Annotated in this window: 21 protein-coding genes; 17 read left to right on the forward strand and 4 right to left on the reverse strand. The window is 42.8% G+C overall.

What is annotated here, in order from left to right; translation table 11 throughout:
* Positions 1-26 precede the first annotated feature (26 nt).
* The 3 genes from recQ (at position 27) to MKY44_RS05755 (ending at position 5123) form a co-directional block, all read left to right on the forward strand.
* On the forward strand, positions 27-1907 hold the full coding sequence (gene recQ, locus MKY44_RS05745; protein ID WP_076251653.1) for a DNA helicase RecQ: 1881 nt from the start codon (positions 27-29) through the stop codon (positions 1905-1907).
* 378 nt (positions 1908-2285) lie between these two features.
* Positions 2286-4328 carry a B12-binding domain-containing radical SAM protein gene (locus tag MKY44_RS05750; RefSeq protein WP_341006378.1) on the forward strand — a complete coding sequence of 681 codons (2043 nt, stop codon included), beginning with the start codon at positions 2286-2288 and terminating at the stop codon, positions 4326-4328.
* A 150-nt stretch (positions 4329-4478) separates the two neighbouring features.
* The gene (locus MKY44_RS05755; protein ID WP_341006379.1) at positions 4479-5123 is read left to right on the forward strand and encodes a DUF3885 domain-containing protein; all 645 of its coding nucleotides are present in this window, start codon (positions 4479-4481) and stop codon (positions 5121-5123) included.
* 261 nt (positions 5124-5384) lie between these two features.
* Here MKY44_RS05755 and MKY44_RS05760 read toward each other — a convergent pair whose 3' ends face one another.
* Entirely contained in the window at positions 5385-5915 is a 531-nt protein-coding gene (locus tag MKY44_RS05760; protein ID WP_341006380.1) for a hypothetical protein, read from the reverse strand.
* Positions 5916-6145: 230 nt separating this feature from the next.
* Here MKY44_RS05760 and MKY44_RS05765 point away from each other — a divergent pair, with 230 nt between their 5' ends.
* On the forward strand, positions 6146-6625 hold the full coding sequence (locus tag MKY44_RS05765) for a hypothetical protein (protein ID WP_341006381.1): 480 nt from the start codon (positions 6146-6148) through the stop codon (positions 6623-6625).
* Between the two features lie 69 nt (positions 6626-6694).
* On the opposite strand, the gene MKY44_RS05770 is transcribed toward MKY44_RS05765, so the two are convergent.
* The gene (locus tag MKY44_RS05770) at positions 6695-7297 is read right to left on the reverse strand and encodes a hypothetical protein (RefSeq protein WP_341006382.1); all 603 of its coding nucleotides are present in this window, start codon (positions 7295-7297) and stop codon (positions 6695-6697) included.
* 318 nt (positions 7298-7615) lie between these two features.
* Here MKY44_RS05770 and MKY44_RS05775 point away from each other — a divergent pair, with 318 nt between their 5' ends.
* The 3 genes from MKY44_RS05775 to MKY44_RS05785 all read left to right on the forward strand — a co-directional run bounded on the left by MKY44_RS05775 (position 7616) and on the right by MKY44_RS05785 (position 9175).
* Positions 7616-8104 carry a histidine phosphatase family protein gene (locus MKY44_RS05775; RefSeq protein WP_341009792.1) on the forward strand — a complete coding sequence of 163 codons (489 nt, stop codon included), beginning with the start codon at positions 7616-7618 and terminating at the stop codon, positions 8102-8104.
* Positions 8105-8193: 89 nt separating this feature from the next.
* Complete coding sequence (locus MKY44_RS05780; protein ID WP_341006383.1) at positions 8194-8544, forward strand: hypothetical protein; 351 nt, start codon at positions 8194-8196, stop codon at positions 8542-8544.
* Positions 8545-8590: 46 nt separating this feature from the next.
* Positions 8591-9175 (forward strand): chloramphenicol phosphotransferase CPT family protein, encoded by a 585-nt coding sequence (locus MKY44_RS05785; protein ID WP_341006384.1) that lies wholly within the window; start codon positions 8591-8593, stop codon positions 9173-9175.
* 42 nt (positions 9176-9217) lie between these two features.
* On the opposite strand, the gene MKY44_RS05790 is transcribed toward MKY44_RS05785, so the two are convergent.
* Positions 9218-9589: a hypothetical protein gene (locus MKY44_RS05790; protein ID WP_341006385.1), complete on the reverse strand. Its 372-nt coding sequence runs from the start codon at positions 9587-9589 to the stop codon at positions 9218-9220.
* Positions 9590-9749: 160 nt separating this feature from the next.
* Here MKY44_RS05790 and MKY44_RS05795 point away from each other — a divergent pair, with 160 nt between their 5' ends.
* The 4 genes from MKY44_RS05795 (at position 9750) to MKY44_RS05810 (ending at position 13765) form a co-directional block, all read left to right on the forward strand.
* Entirely contained in the window at positions 9750-10043 is a 294-nt protein-coding gene (locus MKY44_RS05795) for a hypothetical protein (RefSeq protein ID WP_341006386.1), read from the forward strand.
* A gap of 136 nt (positions 10044-10179) precedes the next feature.
* Positions 10180-11220 (forward strand): ABC transporter substrate-binding protein, encoded by a 1041-nt coding sequence (locus MKY44_RS05800; protein ID WP_341006387.1) that lies wholly within the window; start codon positions 10180-10182, stop codon positions 11218-11220.
* A 1-nt stretch (position 11221) separates the two neighbouring features.
* The gene (locus tag MKY44_RS05805; protein WP_341006388.1) at positions 11222-11998 is read left to right on the forward strand and encodes an IucA/IucC family C-terminal-domain containing protein; all 777 of its coding nucleotides are present in this window, start codon (positions 11222-11224) and stop codon (positions 11996-11998) included.
* Between the two features lie 45 nt (positions 11999-12043).
* A complete protein-coding gene (locus MKY44_RS05810; protein ID WP_341006389.1) occupies positions 12044-13765 on the forward strand; it encodes a helix-turn-helix domain-containing protein in 1722 nt (573 codons plus the stop codon).
* A gap of 252 nt (positions 13766-14017) precedes the next feature.
* Here MKY44_RS05810 and MKY44_RS05815 read toward each other — a convergent pair whose 3' ends face one another.
* Positions 14018-14338 (reverse strand): hypothetical protein, encoded by a 321-nt coding sequence (locus tag MKY44_RS05815; RefSeq protein ID WP_341006390.1) that lies wholly within the window; start codon positions 14336-14338, stop codon positions 14018-14020.
* A gap of 452 nt (positions 14339-14790) precedes the next feature.
* Here MKY44_RS05815 and MKY44_RS05820 point away from each other — a divergent pair, with 452 nt between their 5' ends.
* From MKY44_RS05820 to MKY44_RS05845, 6 genes are all read left to right on the forward strand, one after another.
* Positions 14791-15048 carry a hypothetical protein gene (locus tag MKY44_RS05820; RefSeq protein ID WP_062833241.1) on the forward strand — a complete coding sequence of 86 codons (258 nt, stop codon included), beginning with the start codon at positions 14791-14793 and terminating at the stop codon, positions 15046-15048.
* Positions 15038-15409 carry a retropepsin-like aspartic protease gene (locus tag MKY44_RS05825; RefSeq protein WP_062833242.1) on the forward strand — a complete coding sequence of 124 codons (372 nt, stop codon included), beginning with the start codon at positions 15038-15040 and terminating at the stop codon, positions 15407-15409. Before MKY44_RS05820 ends, MKY44_RS05825 begins: the two co-directional genes overlap by 11 nt.
* A 46-nt stretch (positions 15410-15455) precedes the next feature.
* Positions 15456-15866 (forward strand): hypothetical protein, encoded by a 411-nt coding sequence (locus MKY44_RS05830; protein WP_341006391.1) that lies wholly within the window; start codon positions 15456-15458, stop codon positions 15864-15866.
* Between the two features lie 84 nt (positions 15867-15950).
* Positions 15951-16259 (forward strand): hypothetical protein, encoded by a 309-nt coding sequence (locus MKY44_RS05835; protein ID WP_145146568.1) that lies wholly within the window; start codon positions 15951-15953, stop codon positions 16257-16259.
* A gap of 26 nt (positions 16260-16285) precedes the next feature.
* Positions 16286-16675, forward strand: a complete 390-nt coding sequence (locus MKY44_RS05840; protein ID WP_341006392.1) for a hypothetical protein — start codon at positions 16286-16288, stop codon at positions 16673-16675.
* Between the two features lie 488 nt (positions 16676-17163).
* Complete coding sequence (locus tag MKY44_RS05845; RefSeq protein WP_340019710.1) at positions 17164-17673, forward strand: hypothetical protein; 510 nt, start codon at positions 17164-17166, stop codon at positions 17671-17673.

The following is a 17673-nucleotide window of genomic DNA, read 5'->3' on the forward strand; positions in this document are numbered from 1 at the left end:
ACCGGTGATAAGTAAGGAGTCTTTACATGAGTGTGCAAACACCTACATTAGAAGAAGCGCAGGGTCTCCTGCAAAAATATTATGGCTATCCCGACTTCCGTGAGGGACAGAAAAAGATTGTAGCCAGCCTGCTCGAACGTGAAGATACGTTGGGTATTATGCCAACCGGGGGCGGTAAGTCGATCTGTTATCAGATCCCGGCTCTGTTATATTCGGGTCTGACACTTGTTGTTTCCCCGTTAATTTCATTGATGAAGGACCAGGTCGATGCGTTGACGACCGCCGGAATTGCTGCCGCGTACATTAATAGTACACTTAGCGGCAAAGAAGTGAATGATCGCATCCGCGCGGCGCAGCGCGGTGAGCTGAAGTTGCTCTATGTCGCGCCTGAGCGACTGGAGCTGGATTGGTTCCGCGAGGAGATGGGCTATTTGCCGATCTCTTGCGTTGCCGTGGATGAGGCCCACTGTGTATCGCAGTGGGGGCATGATTTTCGGACAAGCTACCTGGCGGTAGCGCCGTTTGTGGACAGTTTGCCGGAGCGGCCGGTGGTTGCGGCCTTTACGGCTACAGCGACGCCCGAGGTCATGGGCGATATTCTGCGTTTGCTGCGTTTGCAGGACCCGCAGACGTATGTGACCGGACTTGGGCGGGATAATCTGGCGTTTAGCGTGCTGCGTGGCGAGAGCAAGAAGGATTTTGTTTTGAATTACGCGCGCGAGCATGCCAGCGAGCCGGGGATTATATACGCCGCGACCCGTAAGGACGTGGACGATCTGCATCAGCGTTTGTTGCAGGCGGGATTGCCCGCAGGACGCTACCATGCCGGCATGACGGACGATGAACGGTCCCAGAGCCAGGAAGCTTTTTTGTACGATGATATCCGGGTGATGGTGGCGACCAATGCGTTCGGCATGGGGATTGACAAATCGAACGTGCGTTACGTTATTCATAACAGCATGCCGAAGAACATGGAGGCATATGTGCAGGAAGCCGGGCGTGCGGGACGGGACGGAGAGCCAAGCCAGTGCATTCTGCTATTCGGGGCACAGGATATTATCACCCAGAAATTCCTGATTGAGCAGAATCCGATGGACGGCGACCGTAAACAGAACGATTACCGAAAGCTGCAACAGATGGTGGATTACTGTTACACAACGCGTTGTCTGCGCAGTGCGCAGCTGGATTATTTCGGTGAGGTGCATGACGATACACCTTGCGGTACTTGCAGTTCCTGTACGGACGACCGTGAGTTGGTAGACATGACGATTGATGCACAGAAAATATTCAGCTGCATTCACCGCATGCGTGAACGGTATGGTGTATCGCTGGTCGCTTCGGTGCTCAAAGGCTCCCGTGCCAAAAAAGTGCTTGATTACGGCTTCAACTCTCTGCCAACCTACGGCGTAATGGGTAATCGGACAGAGCGTGAGATATCGGAGATCATCAACGTGATGGTATCCGAAGGATATCTGATGCTGTCCGAGGGACAGTATCCGGTCGTTCGTCTGCAACCACTGGCGGTGGAAGTACTCAAAGGCCAGCGTGAAGTGATGCAGCGTGTGGTCCGCAAGACAGCCGCAACGGCTTCGGGTACGAACTACGGCGGACGTCGTGGACGCGATGCGATGCCATCTGCGGTCAACGAGACTGTATTCGAACAGCTGCGTCTGATCCGGCGTGATCTGGCGGCGAAAGAGCATGTGCCATCGTACATTATCTTCAATGACGCGACCCTTCGTGAGATGAGTGTGGTATGTCCACAGACAGAACGTGACATGCTGGATATCAAAGGGGTCGGTGAGGTCAAGTACCGCAAGTACGGACTGCCGTTCCTGGAGTTTTTCCAGAAGCAATCGGGCGAAGAAGTGGATACGGATGATGATGCGTTTTACGAGTATGAGTGAGTTGAGTATGAATTGTTAATTTTCACTTTCCAATCTTTGAAGTTGGTTGTCGTGTCTCTGTAGAGTGGACAAATGGTAGCGAATTGTCTTTCAAAGGGTGGACATTGGCGTTAGGAATGGCTGACCGTATCGTATACAACATGTAGGTTAGAGGTGTGGGTTTTATACTGTATGTTGTGGTTTGGGTTTGGCAGGGTGTATATGTCTTTTTGAAAAGAGTGTCCACTCTTTGAAAGACAAAAGTTGGATATGTCCATGAGACATGGAATGGCTAGTTCAAAAGGGGTTTAGATGAACAGCATCCGAGGCAGGATGGCTGTGCAACTTTCTTTTTACCAAAAAAATATGGTCTGGGTGTCCAGGCAAAGGTTGTGAACCATGAAGGTTATTCTTTCTACATTAAATGCAAAGTACATCCATACCTCTTTGGCGTTGCGGTGTCTGAAGGCGTACAGTGAGAAGGATTTTGATATTGACCTGGCGGAGTATACGATCAAGGACCCAGTGATGAACATTGTGTCTGATCTGTACCAGCGTGGTGCGGACGTGATTGGGTTCTCGTGTTACATCTGGAACATTGAAGAGACAATCAAGGTCATTGATAACCTGAAAAAGGTTATGCCGAACGTGAAAATTCTGCTGGGCGGGCCGGAAGTGTCCTACGACACGGAATATTGGATGAACCGGATTCCCAATGTTGATTTCATCGTGATGGGTGAAGGGGAAGAGACGCTACATCAGCTTTTGATGGAGCTGGAAGGGAGTAAGAAGTTCCACTTTGTCTATGGACTGGCGTATCGCAAAGGGGAAGAGGTCATTCTCATGCCAGGACGCCCGAAAGCGGATCTGAACGATCTGCCGTCACCGCACCGATTTGAAGAGGATATCCCGGAGCTTGGGAAACGGGTTGTTTATTTTGAGACCAGTCGGGGCTGTCCGTTCAGTTGTCAGTTCTGTCTGTCCAGTATTGAGGTCGGCGTGCGATATTACGATATTGAGCGGACGAAGTCGGATATTCTGTACCTGATCGAGAAGGGCGCGAAGCTGATCAAGTTTGTGGACCGGACGTTCAACATCAAGCGGGATTATGCGCTCGAAATGTTCAAATTCCTGATCGAGAATCATCAGGGGACGGTGTTTCAGTTTGAAATTACGGCGGATATTATGCGTCCTGAGGTACTGGACTATCTGGCAGAGAATGCACCGCCGGGCACATTCCGGTTCGAGATCGGGGTTCAGTCCACGAATGATCCGACAAATGAACTGGTGAAACGTCGCCAGAACTTTACCAAGCTGAGTCGTACCGTGAACAAGGTGAAAGCCAGCGGTAAAATCGACCAGCATTTGGATCTCATCGCCGGACTGCCGGAGGAAGATTACAATACATTCCGCAAAACGTTTAACGATGTGTTTGCACTGGGGCCGGAAGAGCTTCAGCTCGGATTCCTCAAAATGTTGCGTGGTACGGGTCTGCGTCTGGATGCGGAGAAGTACAATTATACGTACATGGATCACGCGCCGTATGAGATTCTGGGCAGTGATGTCCTGCCGTTCAGCGACATCGTGCGCTTGAAGCGGCTGGAAGATGTGCTGGAGAAATACTGGAACGCACACCGGATGGACCATACGCTGAAGTACCTGATGGAGCAGGAGTTCAACTCGCCGTTTGATTTCTTCCAGGCGTTTGGGGATTACTGGGAGGGTCAGGGTTGGCAGAAAATTGGTCACCAACTGGAGGATCTGTTTACTCGTCTGCACAGCTTCCTGGAGTCGCGGAACACGCCGCATATGGATATCGTGCTCGGCTTGATGAAGCTGGACTATTTCCTCGGCCACAAATACAAACCACGCAAAATCTGGTGGGAAGATCCGCTCCAGAAAGACCAGTGGGCGGGGTATATGAAAACGCTGGCTGAACGTCCGGAAGACGTTCGTCTGCCACGTGTTGCCGGTGCCGCTGGCACGGCATGGCTGGAAAGCAGCGGCACGGGTGCGAGTGCCGCTGGGGCAAGTTCGGCTGCTGCCGGGGAAGACTCTGCCGCAGATGCGGCGGGTGTGATCGGCAGCGAAGCCGGGGGTGCAGCGTCGCTCACTTCGGGCGACGCAACAGGGTCCGCCGCGGATGGAGCGGCGGACATGGTGGACGGCAACGCTTCGCGTGCGTTGCCGATGACCTCGGCCATGACCGCACAGACGGTCATGGGTGCCCGTGCTTTCGCCGACCTTGGTCTCGGCGAAAAGGAACTGCAGAAGCACACCGTATTGGATGTGCTTCCGTTCCGGCTTGAGCGAGTGCTAGCTGGCGCCAGCCCGCTTGCCGCGAAAGGCCGGACGCTGCTGGTCGTTGTGTACCAGCAGCATGAAGGGCAGCAGGCGCAGTATTACACGCTGCCGCTGGGAGAAGAAGCCGCTGCCATGTAGGTGCAGCGGCTTGAGATAAGCTACATGGCTAATTGGTGCCATGCAGCAAGAGAAAGCGCCACGACTATGAGGTCGGGGCTCTTTTTTTTACAACAGCAAAGCTCTCATATTAAGGTGCTGTAAAACCATAGAAGACACGGAGGCCACAGAATGGATCTGAAGACATACCTGGCAGAGCATTTTCCAAACCTGACCTTAGAACCGCCTCTTTTTTATAATTGGTATGCTGCAATACGATTCGAACTTGGCAATCCACTGATGTTTGGAACGAATACGGAGCATTACATGGAACAAGTTTATCAGCGATCAATTGAATTATTTAAGGCTCTTCATGATCAAGAAGATGAAGTCCTATTAATAACTCAAGCTTATTTTGCAGATAAGGCTAAACACAAAGTGAAGAAATTGAACCTGTACAGAAAATATATCAAGAAGAAAGGGCCGATTAGAGCCTTGAGCCTTGAGATATTTCCAGGTTTGGATTGTGAACCAGATGACATCCTAGACCCAAGGAACAACATGTATAGGTACTGGACTAAATGTAGAGTTGAGGACTTGAAATATAATCAGTTAATCAAAGCTATATGTAATCATGATGTTGGAATTAAGCCAAAGATTTATCATAGGGTGTATTTCATTAATATAAGTAAGAAAACGATATTTCATATCTATGATGATAGAGGTTGCGATGTTATTTCAGCAGCAAGGGAAGAGCTAATGGATGTCTATATAGAATATAACGATTGGATTTTAGATCATGATCGAGAGAGAATTAACAATGTATTTATAAGATAATACAGAAAAACCTAAAATTTAATTAATCACAATCCCTAATAATTGTGGAATTATCAATAAAATATTCTAGGTATTTCTGAGAAGTTAGATACAAGTTATACTGTAATATTCATGTGTTAGGCGATTCGCACTTAGTTTGATTGAGAAAAGCAAAGAAGCCGGGAACTTATCCGCCCGGCTTCTTGTAGTTAATTATTTTCAAAAAAGTTGCAATAAGAAGATTCTCTCCACACCAAAGGGTGTTGTAAATTGTTAAGCTTATCACTGTTTTATTTTATCTAAAGGTACGTTAATGCTTGCTGACTCGATTGGAGTAATGATCTTTCCGTCTTGTTCAATCAGGGAAATGGTTATTTCTATAGAGTCTTGATTATCCAAATCTATAGAGATTGATCTACGTTGAAACTCATCAAACAGGCCTTCTGTTTTAACAACGGTATCTTCTTCAAACAATTCACCATTTTTATCATGAATCGTAACTTGGAAAATTCGATCTGGAATTTTTTTTGATTTATCCGGTTGATAGTCTCTTTTACTGTACCATAACCCAAATTGTAGTTTTTTTGAAGTTGGTAGGTAGTAGAGCTCTGTAAGATGTATATTTGGATTCTTTAAATCTTGATTCTGTTCTGTAAGCTGAATTGGTTCTTCATCGTTATTATATGGAGTATCCCATTGTAATGGCAATGTCGAACCCGTTTTGAGAGCGATTAGTTCCCTGTCAGCATACCAATAAATCCCTACTAGAATTATAATGACTGAAAAAAGTGAAATAATTAGTTTTCTTTTCACATAACATCCCTACCATCTTTAGTTAATAACCTAACTGTCCTACTCCGTGTATCCAAGATTTAAATTGATTTAAAACCCCATTGTAGTTATTAATTTCCTTACTAGCAACTAGAGTGTTGGACATATCTAAAACAGAAGTTTTCAGATGTGATTGCACAGGGGTAATGTATTATTTGAAACACAGGTTTGGAAAGAAATTTAAGAGTGTTCCGATGTAAGGAGTATGGATTATGGATAAAAAAGAAAAGAAGTTTATCATTGCTATGATTGTACTTGCTGTAGTTGTATTAGGAGCTATATGGTACCTAAAAGTAGGCTATCTATTAAAGAAACCGGAGATGCCCGAAGCAAATATTGCAATTCAGACCCAAATGGTCGATGGTGGTGCGATTAGTTTACGAAATGCTGATTACACCGAAAATCAAATCAAGGTTGGATATGAAGTGAAAGGGTTCAGTTTGGAGGAATATAATATTGCTTGTAAGCTTTATCGTGACGGACATTTGATTTCAACTTCTGGCTCAACAGGTGGAGGTTTGATAGAACTGGACGAAAAGCATTATTACTTCACCGGTTATGAGAATATAACTGAAATGAATCTTCCTGAGTCTATACATCTAAACGTGGAGATTAAAGTGATACCCAATGATTTTAGGCAAAAATCGATAACTTCATCATTTGACGTTAGTCTTGAAAAAGAAGTGAAATAGATTAAAGAGGGCAGCTATTCCCGGTGATTAAGACAACTGTTAAAGGGATGAGTGTTGTATGATAAAACCTTAATTCAAATGGTACTTCTCCATAACGGAATCGCGGAAAGTTGAGTATTCTGATAACGCTTGTGCAGTGGAGGATTGAGGTAAACTATATTGAGTTATCCCTTCAAGGCTGAATTTGCCTAAGTTATAATTAATTAATCCATAATCACCAAAGGTGTTTTTCATCAAGAAAAGCACACTTTTATCACCCTTCTGCAGTTCTACATAGTCATCAACTGTATATTTGACGTCTCCTTCCAGGCTAACGGGTTCAATGATTGTTAATTCGTTCTGATCCGAAGGGAAATCTTCGGGTTTCTTCAATATCTTTTCAATCTTAATGTTTGTATTGGTGTGAAAGGATTGCATGGTCCCATCATCAAATGCAGTAATAACATGCTCTCGATCTCTGAAATCTTCTGTTGCATAACCAATAACGATGAGTTCAGCAAACGCATCCAGCTTATCTATTTCATGAAATATTAAAGAGTTGGCTGAAAGGTTGACGACTTTATGAATGGGCACGTCCGGTTTCGATTGACCACTTGCGTAAGCGATTGCAACAGCAGAGATAGCCAATACGAATAAAGAGATTAGTACAACCTTCCTTTTGAAAAAAGACATGAACTCATCCTCTCGGTTAGATTTAACTTCTTTTGAAAGCACCTTGCTTCATTTCTACTATACACATATCTGAAAATTATTGTAAATTAAATTGTCTAGCAAATTATCAATCCTGAATTAATTCAGTATCTAAAATATGGTGGCACCATGTAATTGATTTTTGGAACGGAAAGACAAAATATGTTGAAGGACCTAATGCGTGACCATAAATTTTGATAGAAGAAACTCAAGGAGGGTCCTATGAAGACCATCGTTTATATGGTAAGGCATGCGGAGTCACCGTATACGGACTGAACGGAAAGAACGAGGGGGCTTACCCTGGAGGGCAAGATGAATGCAGAACGAATAACGGAAATATTAACGAATGAAGGAATACATTCCATTGTCTCAAGTCCTTATGCCAGGGCTATTCTAACCTTAGAAGGTGTGGCAGCAGCGTTAGATTTAGATATTCAGATCATGGAGGATCTTCGGGAAAGACATTTTTCAGATGATATGATTGCGGATGAGGAGTTCGAGCCTGCTTCGAAGAAAATGTTTGATGACCCGGATTATGCATTGCCAGGAGGCGAGTCGAACATGGTTTGCCAGAATAGAGCAGTGGGCGTGTTGAAACAGATATTAGAAGAATACAAGGGCAAAAAAGTGGCGATCGGCACACACGGACATGTAATGACGTTGATGATGAACTACTTTGATTCGAGTTACGGATTGGATTTTATGAATCAAACCAAGAAACCGGACATTTATCGATTACAATTTGACGAGATGGAATTAGAGAACGAGACAAGGCTATGGAGCGAATAGGGTGAAAGTGAATAGGCGAGAACGCTTGTTCATAATTTTGGTTACAGGTAAAATATAGATATTATTAAATATGGAAGGGTTTGATTCCAATGACATTACAAAACTTGTTTCATGAAAAACCAACGAAATTATGGAATGAGAGAATGATTGAAGGCGGAGATGAGCTTTTCACAGAAGAGAGATTACTCATGTCTGATCAAGCCCTGGATACATATTTGCACCAATTAATAGCATTACAAGAAACGAAAGATTCTGAGAGCATGATGAAGGCTGTAGAAGAAGTTGTGCTTAGGTTTAATGAAATGAATGAGGCCAATGGTTACTTTATTGAGACGATGGAACGTGAAGAATTGGCTGATTTTATAGACAAGGCGGCTAGGCTGGCTGGATTAGACATCCAGGAGGATGAAGATATTACGGAAGAATGGAGAGAGTGGTAATTCGGCAGAACAGTGTTTTCCAATTTTAATGATAAGGGTGATAGATATGGAACGAGGACTCATTATATTTTTGAACGGAACGTCAAGTTCGGGGAAGACGAGCATTGCGATGGAAATGAAAAATCAGGGAGATATTCCGTTTCATCATCTGTCTGTAGATCAATTTTTGCATAATTATGATCAGTTTATCGACAATACATATCCAGATATCAAACCAACAAGAGAAGTGGAACACCATGTGATGACCGATATCCTGTTCGACCCCATCAATTCGATGTATTGTGCAACCATTAAACTGTTTTCGGAAATGGGTTTGAATGTCATCGTGGATACGGTCATCAGCAATGACAAGTGGTTTAACGGTTTTTATGATTTACTATCGGATTATCCGATATTGTTTGTAGGCGTGCATTGCTCGAAAGAGGAACTTACCAGAAGAGAGCAGAGCAGGGGAGATCGCGAGATTGGACTTGCCCATTCCCAGTTTGATTACATCTACTCCTATGATGAATATGATCTGGAAGTAAATACGGAAGAGCTTAGCTCAGCTGCATGCGCGGAAAAAATATTAAGTTATATGAAGTCTGATCAGGAATACTCGGCATTTAAGAAGTTAAGCAGAAGAGACTGAAGCTGATTGGGTTAGATCATATGATATCCATTCAGATGAAAGTTAGGGATTCGGCCAAATCTTTTTCTTAGCGTTGCCAGGACCTAATAAGTAGATTTCATCAACATTCCCATAAGTATTAGAAAATGAAATTGTGAAGTCTTTACTACCACCGATAGGAAGTTTACTGCCTTTAATCTGAATGAAAAGTGAATTGTTATGATGTGAAAGGTAGTAGCCGTGATATCTGCTAATACTGTCTGCAAATCCACCTTTTACCGTAATAAGCTCAGGAGAAACTTCAGTTCTCGTAACCATTGTCTCGTCAGGATCGACCACCTTGTTTAACATATAAAATCCAATGATAATAGGAACAACGACAATAATAACTGCGCTAACAATAAAGCTATACTTCATGTTTGGTCGCATACTCATGTTTCACCTCATAATTAGATGATATGAATCGATGTCTCAATACTCATTGGGCATCGATTTATTGTATTTAATCAGAACAGAATTCTACGTTTAGAAATATTAGGCTCATTTAAATAATATACTAATTCATTTTTTTTGTAGAGATAGGGGGAGGCCATTGATGGAAATGAACGCTATGAATCCAGAAGATCATATTCAACACATGTTACAGGCAATCATTGAAAAAACACAATCCATCATCAACGATACTGGTAAACAATCTTTCGGCTCTTTGGAGTATTTCTTGGAGCACATTATAGCGTATCGGGATGAACAGCAATACCTGACAGATGAGTGGCATATCCGCACACCGCGTTGGCTCGGGGAGTATGGCAATACGCCAGAGGAAGAAGAGCTACTTTCAGACATTTACCGACTGCAAAAGTATATCGCTGAGAAATTAAAGGGCGGATAAGTCGCTCGCCATGTCGCATTAGTCCGGCTCAAATGTCGCAAAAGTACATGGTAACGCGATGCGGAGATCGTTTATACTCTCTTTATGTTTCGATAATGAAAATCATTATCACCAGTATACATAAGGGGGATTCATCATGAATCAAGGAACAAAGGGGCAGGCTGCCGGAAGCAAAGGCTATACTGCTCACAAATCACGATTATTCATGGGCTTGATGCTGGCCCTTATTCTTGTTTTGACGGCTTGCGGTGCCGCAACAGGTACAGATAGCGGAAAACAATCTGCTGCAACGCCAGGCGAGACACCTGCGAATGCAGAAACACAGACAGATGGAGCTTTTCCTGTAACGATCAAGGGTATGAAGGGTGACATCACTCTAAACGAAAAACCACAGAAAATTGCAATTCTCGATGTTAAGTTTCTGGATCAAATGTTAGCCGTTGGCGAGAAGCCGGCAGGCAGTGTTATTGCAGGAGGGAATACCGATTTTCCAGAATATTTAGGAGACCAACCGAATGGCGTAGAAGTTCTGGGTACACGGGACGAGCCTAACCTGGAAGCCATTGTTGCACTTGACCCGGATCTGATCATCATGACCGACTTTCAAGAGAAACAGTATGAAAGTGTAAGCAAAATTGCACCTACCCTCGTACTCGATTTCTACGAAGATTGGCGGGAGACGTTAGCTACAGTAGCTAAGATTACAGACAAGCAGGACGAGGCAGAGAAAGTACGTACAACGTATGAAGACAAAATTGCCGGGCTGAAGACAAAATTGTCAGAGAAGCTGGGCGATGAAACGGTGGCGATCATTCGTCCACGAAAAGAAGGAATTCGTGTTCACGGTATTGAGCACCGCATTGGCGGTACTATGTACAATGACTTGGGGCTGAAGATGCCTGCTGTGGTACAGGAGATTAATGAAGATGGTTCCGTAGAAATCTCGATGGAAAAAGTGCCTGAGATCGGGGCAGATCGTTATTTTGTGTTGTCGGATGAGCTATTTGCGGCAGAGGCAGAGGCTATGTTGACTAATCCAGTGTGGAAGTCCCTCGATGCTGTGAAAAATAACCGCACGTATGACGTAAACTCAACTCTGTGGATCGCTTATTACGGACCGCTTGCGATTAATCTGATTGTAGATCAGGCATCGGAAGCCCTGCTCGGATCGAACTAATATGAACCCATATCTCTCGACAGACTTATGGAAAGAGACGGTAGAGGATCATTCGATTTTGCTTGGTGAGCCGCCTGAACATAGTGTCCGTACCATTGCTTTGAGTGAGTTGCATGACGAAGAGGCGTGTCGAGAGTATATCAGCTGGTTTCAGAACTATATCGATGCGCCTGACATGAAAGTCGCAGCCTCCATGTTAGCCAAGCGGCTTGGCTATCTATGGACGACTCCGCTCGTGACCGCGATGACGTTTCATCATCAGCATGTAACCTTTCAGCTGGAGAACAGCTTTCTCTATCATCCGGCGCTCTCAGATCATGAGGGCGGCACACGATTTCCTTTTCTAGCGGTGAATGGACTTCAGGCTGAAGGACTAACGGGAGACAGGGGAGTATGGCGCGAAAAGGTGCTCGAGGAGATGTTTGCGGTACAGCTTACACCTCTGTTAAAGACGCTTGCTGCGATTGCGCCTCTTTCGATGAGTATTCTCTGGGAGAATATCATGGTACGTATCGGCCGATTATTCGCTCCTGATGAAGCCGAGACTGAGCAGGAAAGTAAGATCATTCGAGAGGACTTTTCATATCTGACGCAGGTGGCATCCGGGGAAGTGTTTGGTGAGAGAAAGAATCCGTTAACCCGCTTCACCGATTGTAAGGACAATGTTCATGTTGCCAAAAGCGAGCGGATTACCTGCTGTTTCTATTACCAGATGTCAGGCGAATATTGTCTCAAATGTCCGAAAATTGACAATGAGAAAGAATCTCAACTAAAATGACAACAGCAAGAATTTTACCTTTGCTATTGTCAGGAGATGAGAGAAATGCCGCTGCAAGAACAGACAAGTCTATGGAGTGATACAACGATCAAGATGCTTGACGGGTATAGCGGTACTTTGCAGACAGGCAGCGTTTTACACGAAACGGATTTAACTTCAAATGTGCTGCTATTGGCATATGGAGGGGAAGGGGAGCTTGCAATGGATGGCGAGGGTTGCCACATTGGGGCTTCTTTTGCCTGTCATGTGGTGAAGGGGTCATCCTTTACGCTGACGGCCAGATCAGACGAACTTTATTATATCGTGATCATGTACGAGGCTTCTTCCATGGAAGGAGCCTCCCATGCCATGCCCTCGTATCGCAAACATCCGCTGCAAAATTCGTTTATTCAGAACCCTGTGACTCAGGCAGAATGGATCCAGAATGCGGAAAAAATCGTTGTCAAATGGCGTCGTGGCGAAGGACTGGAACGGTTTCATGCCCATGCGTTGCTCCAGGGGATGATCTATGAACTGATCATGGAGTATGAACGTGGTCAAGGCGGAGCAGAGTCCGACATGGTGGATGTAGTCGTGTCATATATATCATCGCATTATCGCCAGAATCTGGAGCTTAAGGAGCTGGCAGCCCTTGCCGGTTGCAGCGTAAGGCAGTTACAGCGACGATTCAAACAAGAGAAGCAGCTTGGACCGATGGAGTACGTCATCCAGCTACGGTTGGAAAATGCATCGCGGATGCTGCATCATACGGATGCGTCCATTGGAGAAATTGCTGACAAGATGGGCTATCGCGATATGTATTATTTCAGTAGGGCATTTAAGAAATATTATGGCGTTCCTCCGCTGCGTTATCGGCTTGATGCCGCTAAGGAAACAGATGCAAACTATGCTCAATCCTTGCTGCGGAATCGGATGGCTTCTTCGTACGAGTCGGACCAAGGCCCAGTGATATGCCATATGCGAGGTGAATTTCCTGTCACCCGTTCTCCACTGCGTATCGCTGTACTCGATGTGCAATATGCGGATCATTTGCTTGCGCTTGGATTGTCTCCAGCAGGAAGTGTCGGACTAGGAAGTGGAACGTTCCATTTCCCGCAATATATCAGGGTAGGACTGCAGGGTACCGAGATACTCGGAACGTATGAGTACCCTGATCTGCTTGCTGTCGAACGACTGTCCCCGGATCTGATTATTTGCACCGAGGTGCATGAACAGTACTATGAACGGCTCAGCCGGGTGGCTCCTGTTCTTATGTTTAAGCGCAATGAGAGTTGGCAGACCATTCTTGGCCTGTTCGGTGAATTAACTGGTAAACGAGCAGAGGCAAAACGTATACTTGCGGATTATCACCGACGAACCACATTGCTTTCTGAAGAACTTGCTCCAGTACTGGCAGGTAAGAGCGTGGCACTGATTCGTCCACTGGATTCTCTGGTTCGCGTACACTCTGCCTCTCATCGCACAGGTGCTGTACTGTACCGTGACCTGGGTCTGCCTGTCCCGTTATTTGTAGCAGATACCACCGACACAGCCTATCATATCTCCGTTGACAGACTACCGGCTGTGCAGGCGAGCCACTACTTCCTGCTTAGCAATGAGATCATGCAGGAGGGTATATCCGCGACCGAGCAACGTGTCTGGGGGATGCTTAATACAGATGAGCGACAGCAAATACACTCCGTAGATGCCGCGACATGGATCGGTTGTTATGGACCAACAGGCATCAATGGCATTGTGGATCAGATTGAACAGGCGTTGTTGGGATGAGAGGGAGTTCTGATGTGACTCCCTCTATTTCTTTATATTCAGAATTCATCAAATTAGTGGATAACTTCTTTAAACAGAGGTTTATCTTGATTTCAGAACACAATCATTCTATTATGTAGATCGCTTTGTTTCTTCATTTTATTGTTGCGGAGAACGTTGACAGAAGTAATTGACGAAAGATACAATCCATATATTCCCTATAGATTCAAATTGTTTATATAGATTGATCGTTTTAAAAATAACTTCAACTCTCTATTTGGAATTTGGTTTCTTGGATATACCTTCAGGAAGCGATAGTGTCTCAATACTTAAAGGATCGTAGTTAACGAAAACAAATACCTTCTTTTTCTTATCGCCTTCAATGTAGCCATGGAGGCCTAACGAATTGGATAGATCGGGAGGAGAGAATTTATACTCCGTAAAACGAACGGTTACACCGTATTTTTCGAGAACATAATTTGCAGCGAACTTCTCGGCGGAGGATACAATCATCTTTTCCTCTTTGGAGGCACATGCTCCAAGCAAGAGAGATGAGATAATTAAGATTACAAACAGGAAGAAAGGTTTTCTCAAAAGGGACACCTCTACTTTCTTTCATAAAAAGGAATAAATGCACTATAAAGATTGAATTATTACTAGTTTACATAATCATATTGAAATGTTCAATTCAGGAGGTATTTATGCGGAACGATTACATTATCGATGAGGTGTATTAGAAAATAATTGATCCTTGCTTACTAGAACAACATTCATGCCGGAAACCCTTTGAGGTGAACAGATTATGCAGGCGTTTTGGTTGGAGAGGCAGGTTTTCATGAGAAAAATAAACCGTCCCGTAGTAGGTTGAAGCGCGTGCAACCATATACCAAAGGAGACGGTTTCTTTGTACATTTTACATACTTGAATGAGGACACATTGGAATAGGCCGAGTGTTAATAATGCAGGAACGATATACGATACGAGTCAGGGGGATATGTTAAAATGATAGAAAGTTGAACCAATACGAATAACAGGAGGTATAACACATGAAATGGCAAGAGGTTAGAGAACTGTTCCCAGACCAATTTGTTCTGGTTTCTATCATTCATTATCATGAGGAAGATAACAAAAAAATTGTAGATGAAGTTGCACCAATTCGTACCGTATCAGAACAAGATGCGAATAAAGAGTTTTTTCGAGTAGAGCCTGGTAACGTTGTATATCATACGTCGAATCAAGACTTTGTGATTCATCTCCGTAAAGATCCATTAATGAGAGTGAGACGTAATACGAATGAAAATTAACTATGATGGACAGCTAATTACAACGTCACTTACCGTTACATTTAGAGGAAGAACGCTGATAATAGACGATGTTATTATAGACACTGGATCTTCACATACGATCATTAGTCCTGATATTTTAGAGGAAATCGGCGTGACTTATGAAACAGGGGATTCGATTTTTGAAGCATACGGGATTGGAGGGAGTATTCCTTTCTACACAAAAATCATGGATAGGATTGTAATAGGCACAAACTATATTGAGAATATAGAGATCGATGTAGGCATATTGCCTAAAGATCATAAAGGTCTTCTCGGGTTGGATATTCTGAAACAACAAAACTTTATTATTGACTTGAAGTTACTAGAGTTACGTAAGTGAATTTTGAAATAACGGCTATGGTGAAATCTACTTAGAGGGAGAAGCTATGAACGAAAAAGCTAAAGGGAAATTAAAAAAGCAATTCCTACTCATCGTTTTATTTGTTTTTATAATTGGAATTCAATTAGCTACCAGATACTTTGTATATCATCCTCCTGCATGGACAACTGCATTATCAACATGTAGCTTTATTATATTTTGTATACTGGGCCTTGTAATTTATCTTGATCTCAAGAAACAAGAGCAGTTCATAACGATCGGACAAATTGTAGATGTGAAGAAGAATAAAAATATCATTATAGTCAAAGGATTGGGACGAGGTAATAGCAAAGTTTTAATCAAAGATAGTCCTATTCTGAATATGATGCAGTCAAATGACCTGATTGAAATCACGAGATTAAAATATACAAAAATGATAACGAAAAAAGTGTATAAGGACGAAGAGATACAATGTTGAGCAAGTGGTGGAAGAGTTGTAGTACTTTACATAAAATAGAGGATGAATTTTGAGATACGTCTAAGGTAGAAGGAGAGAATGTAAATGAACAACATAAACTCTCATAATTGCAACCTAAATATAAGGTATGACCTGCCTGATGAGGTATGGGCTAAAGTTTCTAAAGTATATGAGCGGATGCCAGGGTGGATTGGTTATAAAAGTGGAATTCCATATTGGTTTGGAACTGAAGAGGATGATGTTTTCATTGAAGCATCCGTTGAGCCTAGTGGGTTATCATTTTATGCACAGATGAATAGCGATGTATGGATATCTTGGATAGAAACATTTAAGTTGGAAGCGACAAAAGTGTTGGGTTTTGATGTTGGTGAACCTGAAGATGGATATGTGTGATGAAAGAAGGAGGATAAAAAGAAAAAGTGATAAATTCTATTAGCATTGATGAACGGAATGGGACCACATTTATTGAAGAGATCATTATGAACCCTACATGGGCAGACAGTTTACGTTTTTTGAGAAAACTCGATGGAGATAAATTTACATTAGTTTTTTTTGAGGTATCTGACACAGGTTCAGCATTAGTTGGAGGCGGACCGGACTATTTTGTAGTGTCTATTACAATTGATGAACATATATATACGCTTATGAACGATAATCGGGGAAATAGTGAAATTTCTCTAGTTATCGGTGGTCAGTTAGGAAATTATTGCGATAACATTTGTATAGAATTAATACCCATGCTTGAAGTACTAAAGTATTTTTATGAAACTGGTAAACTACACGAATCACATCAATGGAAGCAAGAATAATAATTACTGGTCAGTTAGGGTTCTCGGGCTCGTAAACACCAAAGGTTATGTGCAATTGTATTAAAAGAGTTGGAGTAGGAGAGTTCTGTGGTGAAGCGGAAATTCAAAAGTCATTTTTTTTATATTGTTCTACTGTCAGTTCCATTTGTAGTATTAGAGGTTTTACTTTTACTAAAATATCCTAACACCGGATTAGGCAGGATTATAAGCTTGCCCATGACCTTTTTGGTGAATGGTATGATTATTCTGATCTCATCCAGTTTAGTTTATTATTTGCTTAGATACACCAGATTTAGAGTTGTTGGGCTAGTTATTCTAGGATTAACGATATGTTTAACTCTTATCGTAACAGTATGGTTGTATCCGCAGGATTCATCCAAACATATTTCAAAAACTATAGTAGAAGATATCAAGAGTTTAAGGAGTAAATAAGGAATTTAATTGTGAAACAGATAAAATCAATTTACTAAGATATTGGATGTGACTGTATGAATCATGAACTATTCAATAAAATCAATGGATATTTAGAAGGGGTAAGTAATTTAATTACTCACTTCGGAGGATGTTATGGGCACGAATATCAGTTTATAAAAATTGATTCGCCAATAGAACGAGCAATAGAACTTCATAATACTAATGGTAATTTAAAAGATCACAAAGATATTAAATATGTAGGACTAAGCGAATTAGATGATTGGAAGGATGAGATATTTAATATTACCGCAAGATGGTTTTTCTCTTTATTTCACTTACAAAATTTTGGCGTAAGTGTTAAATATCCGGACACTGATGGAGAAACGCCTGCAGAACTAAATAAAGAGTCAAATAACGTGAGTAATAAACTGATTAAACTGTTGGAAGAATTCTTTGAAGGGTCAAATGTTAAAGCTTATAGACTGGTAACAGAGGTTGAATGGAAAGATGAGTTTGATTGGGAACAGATTTATTTTTCGCTAGGTAATGAAGTATTTATCTTAGATCTATATCAGTGGGGTTAA

The sequence above is a fragment of the Paenibacillus sp. FSL R7-0026 genome, assembly GCF_038004485.1.
GTDB lineage: Bacteria > Bacillota > Bacilli > Paenibacillales > Paenibacillaceae > Paenibacillus > Paenibacillus xylanexedens_A.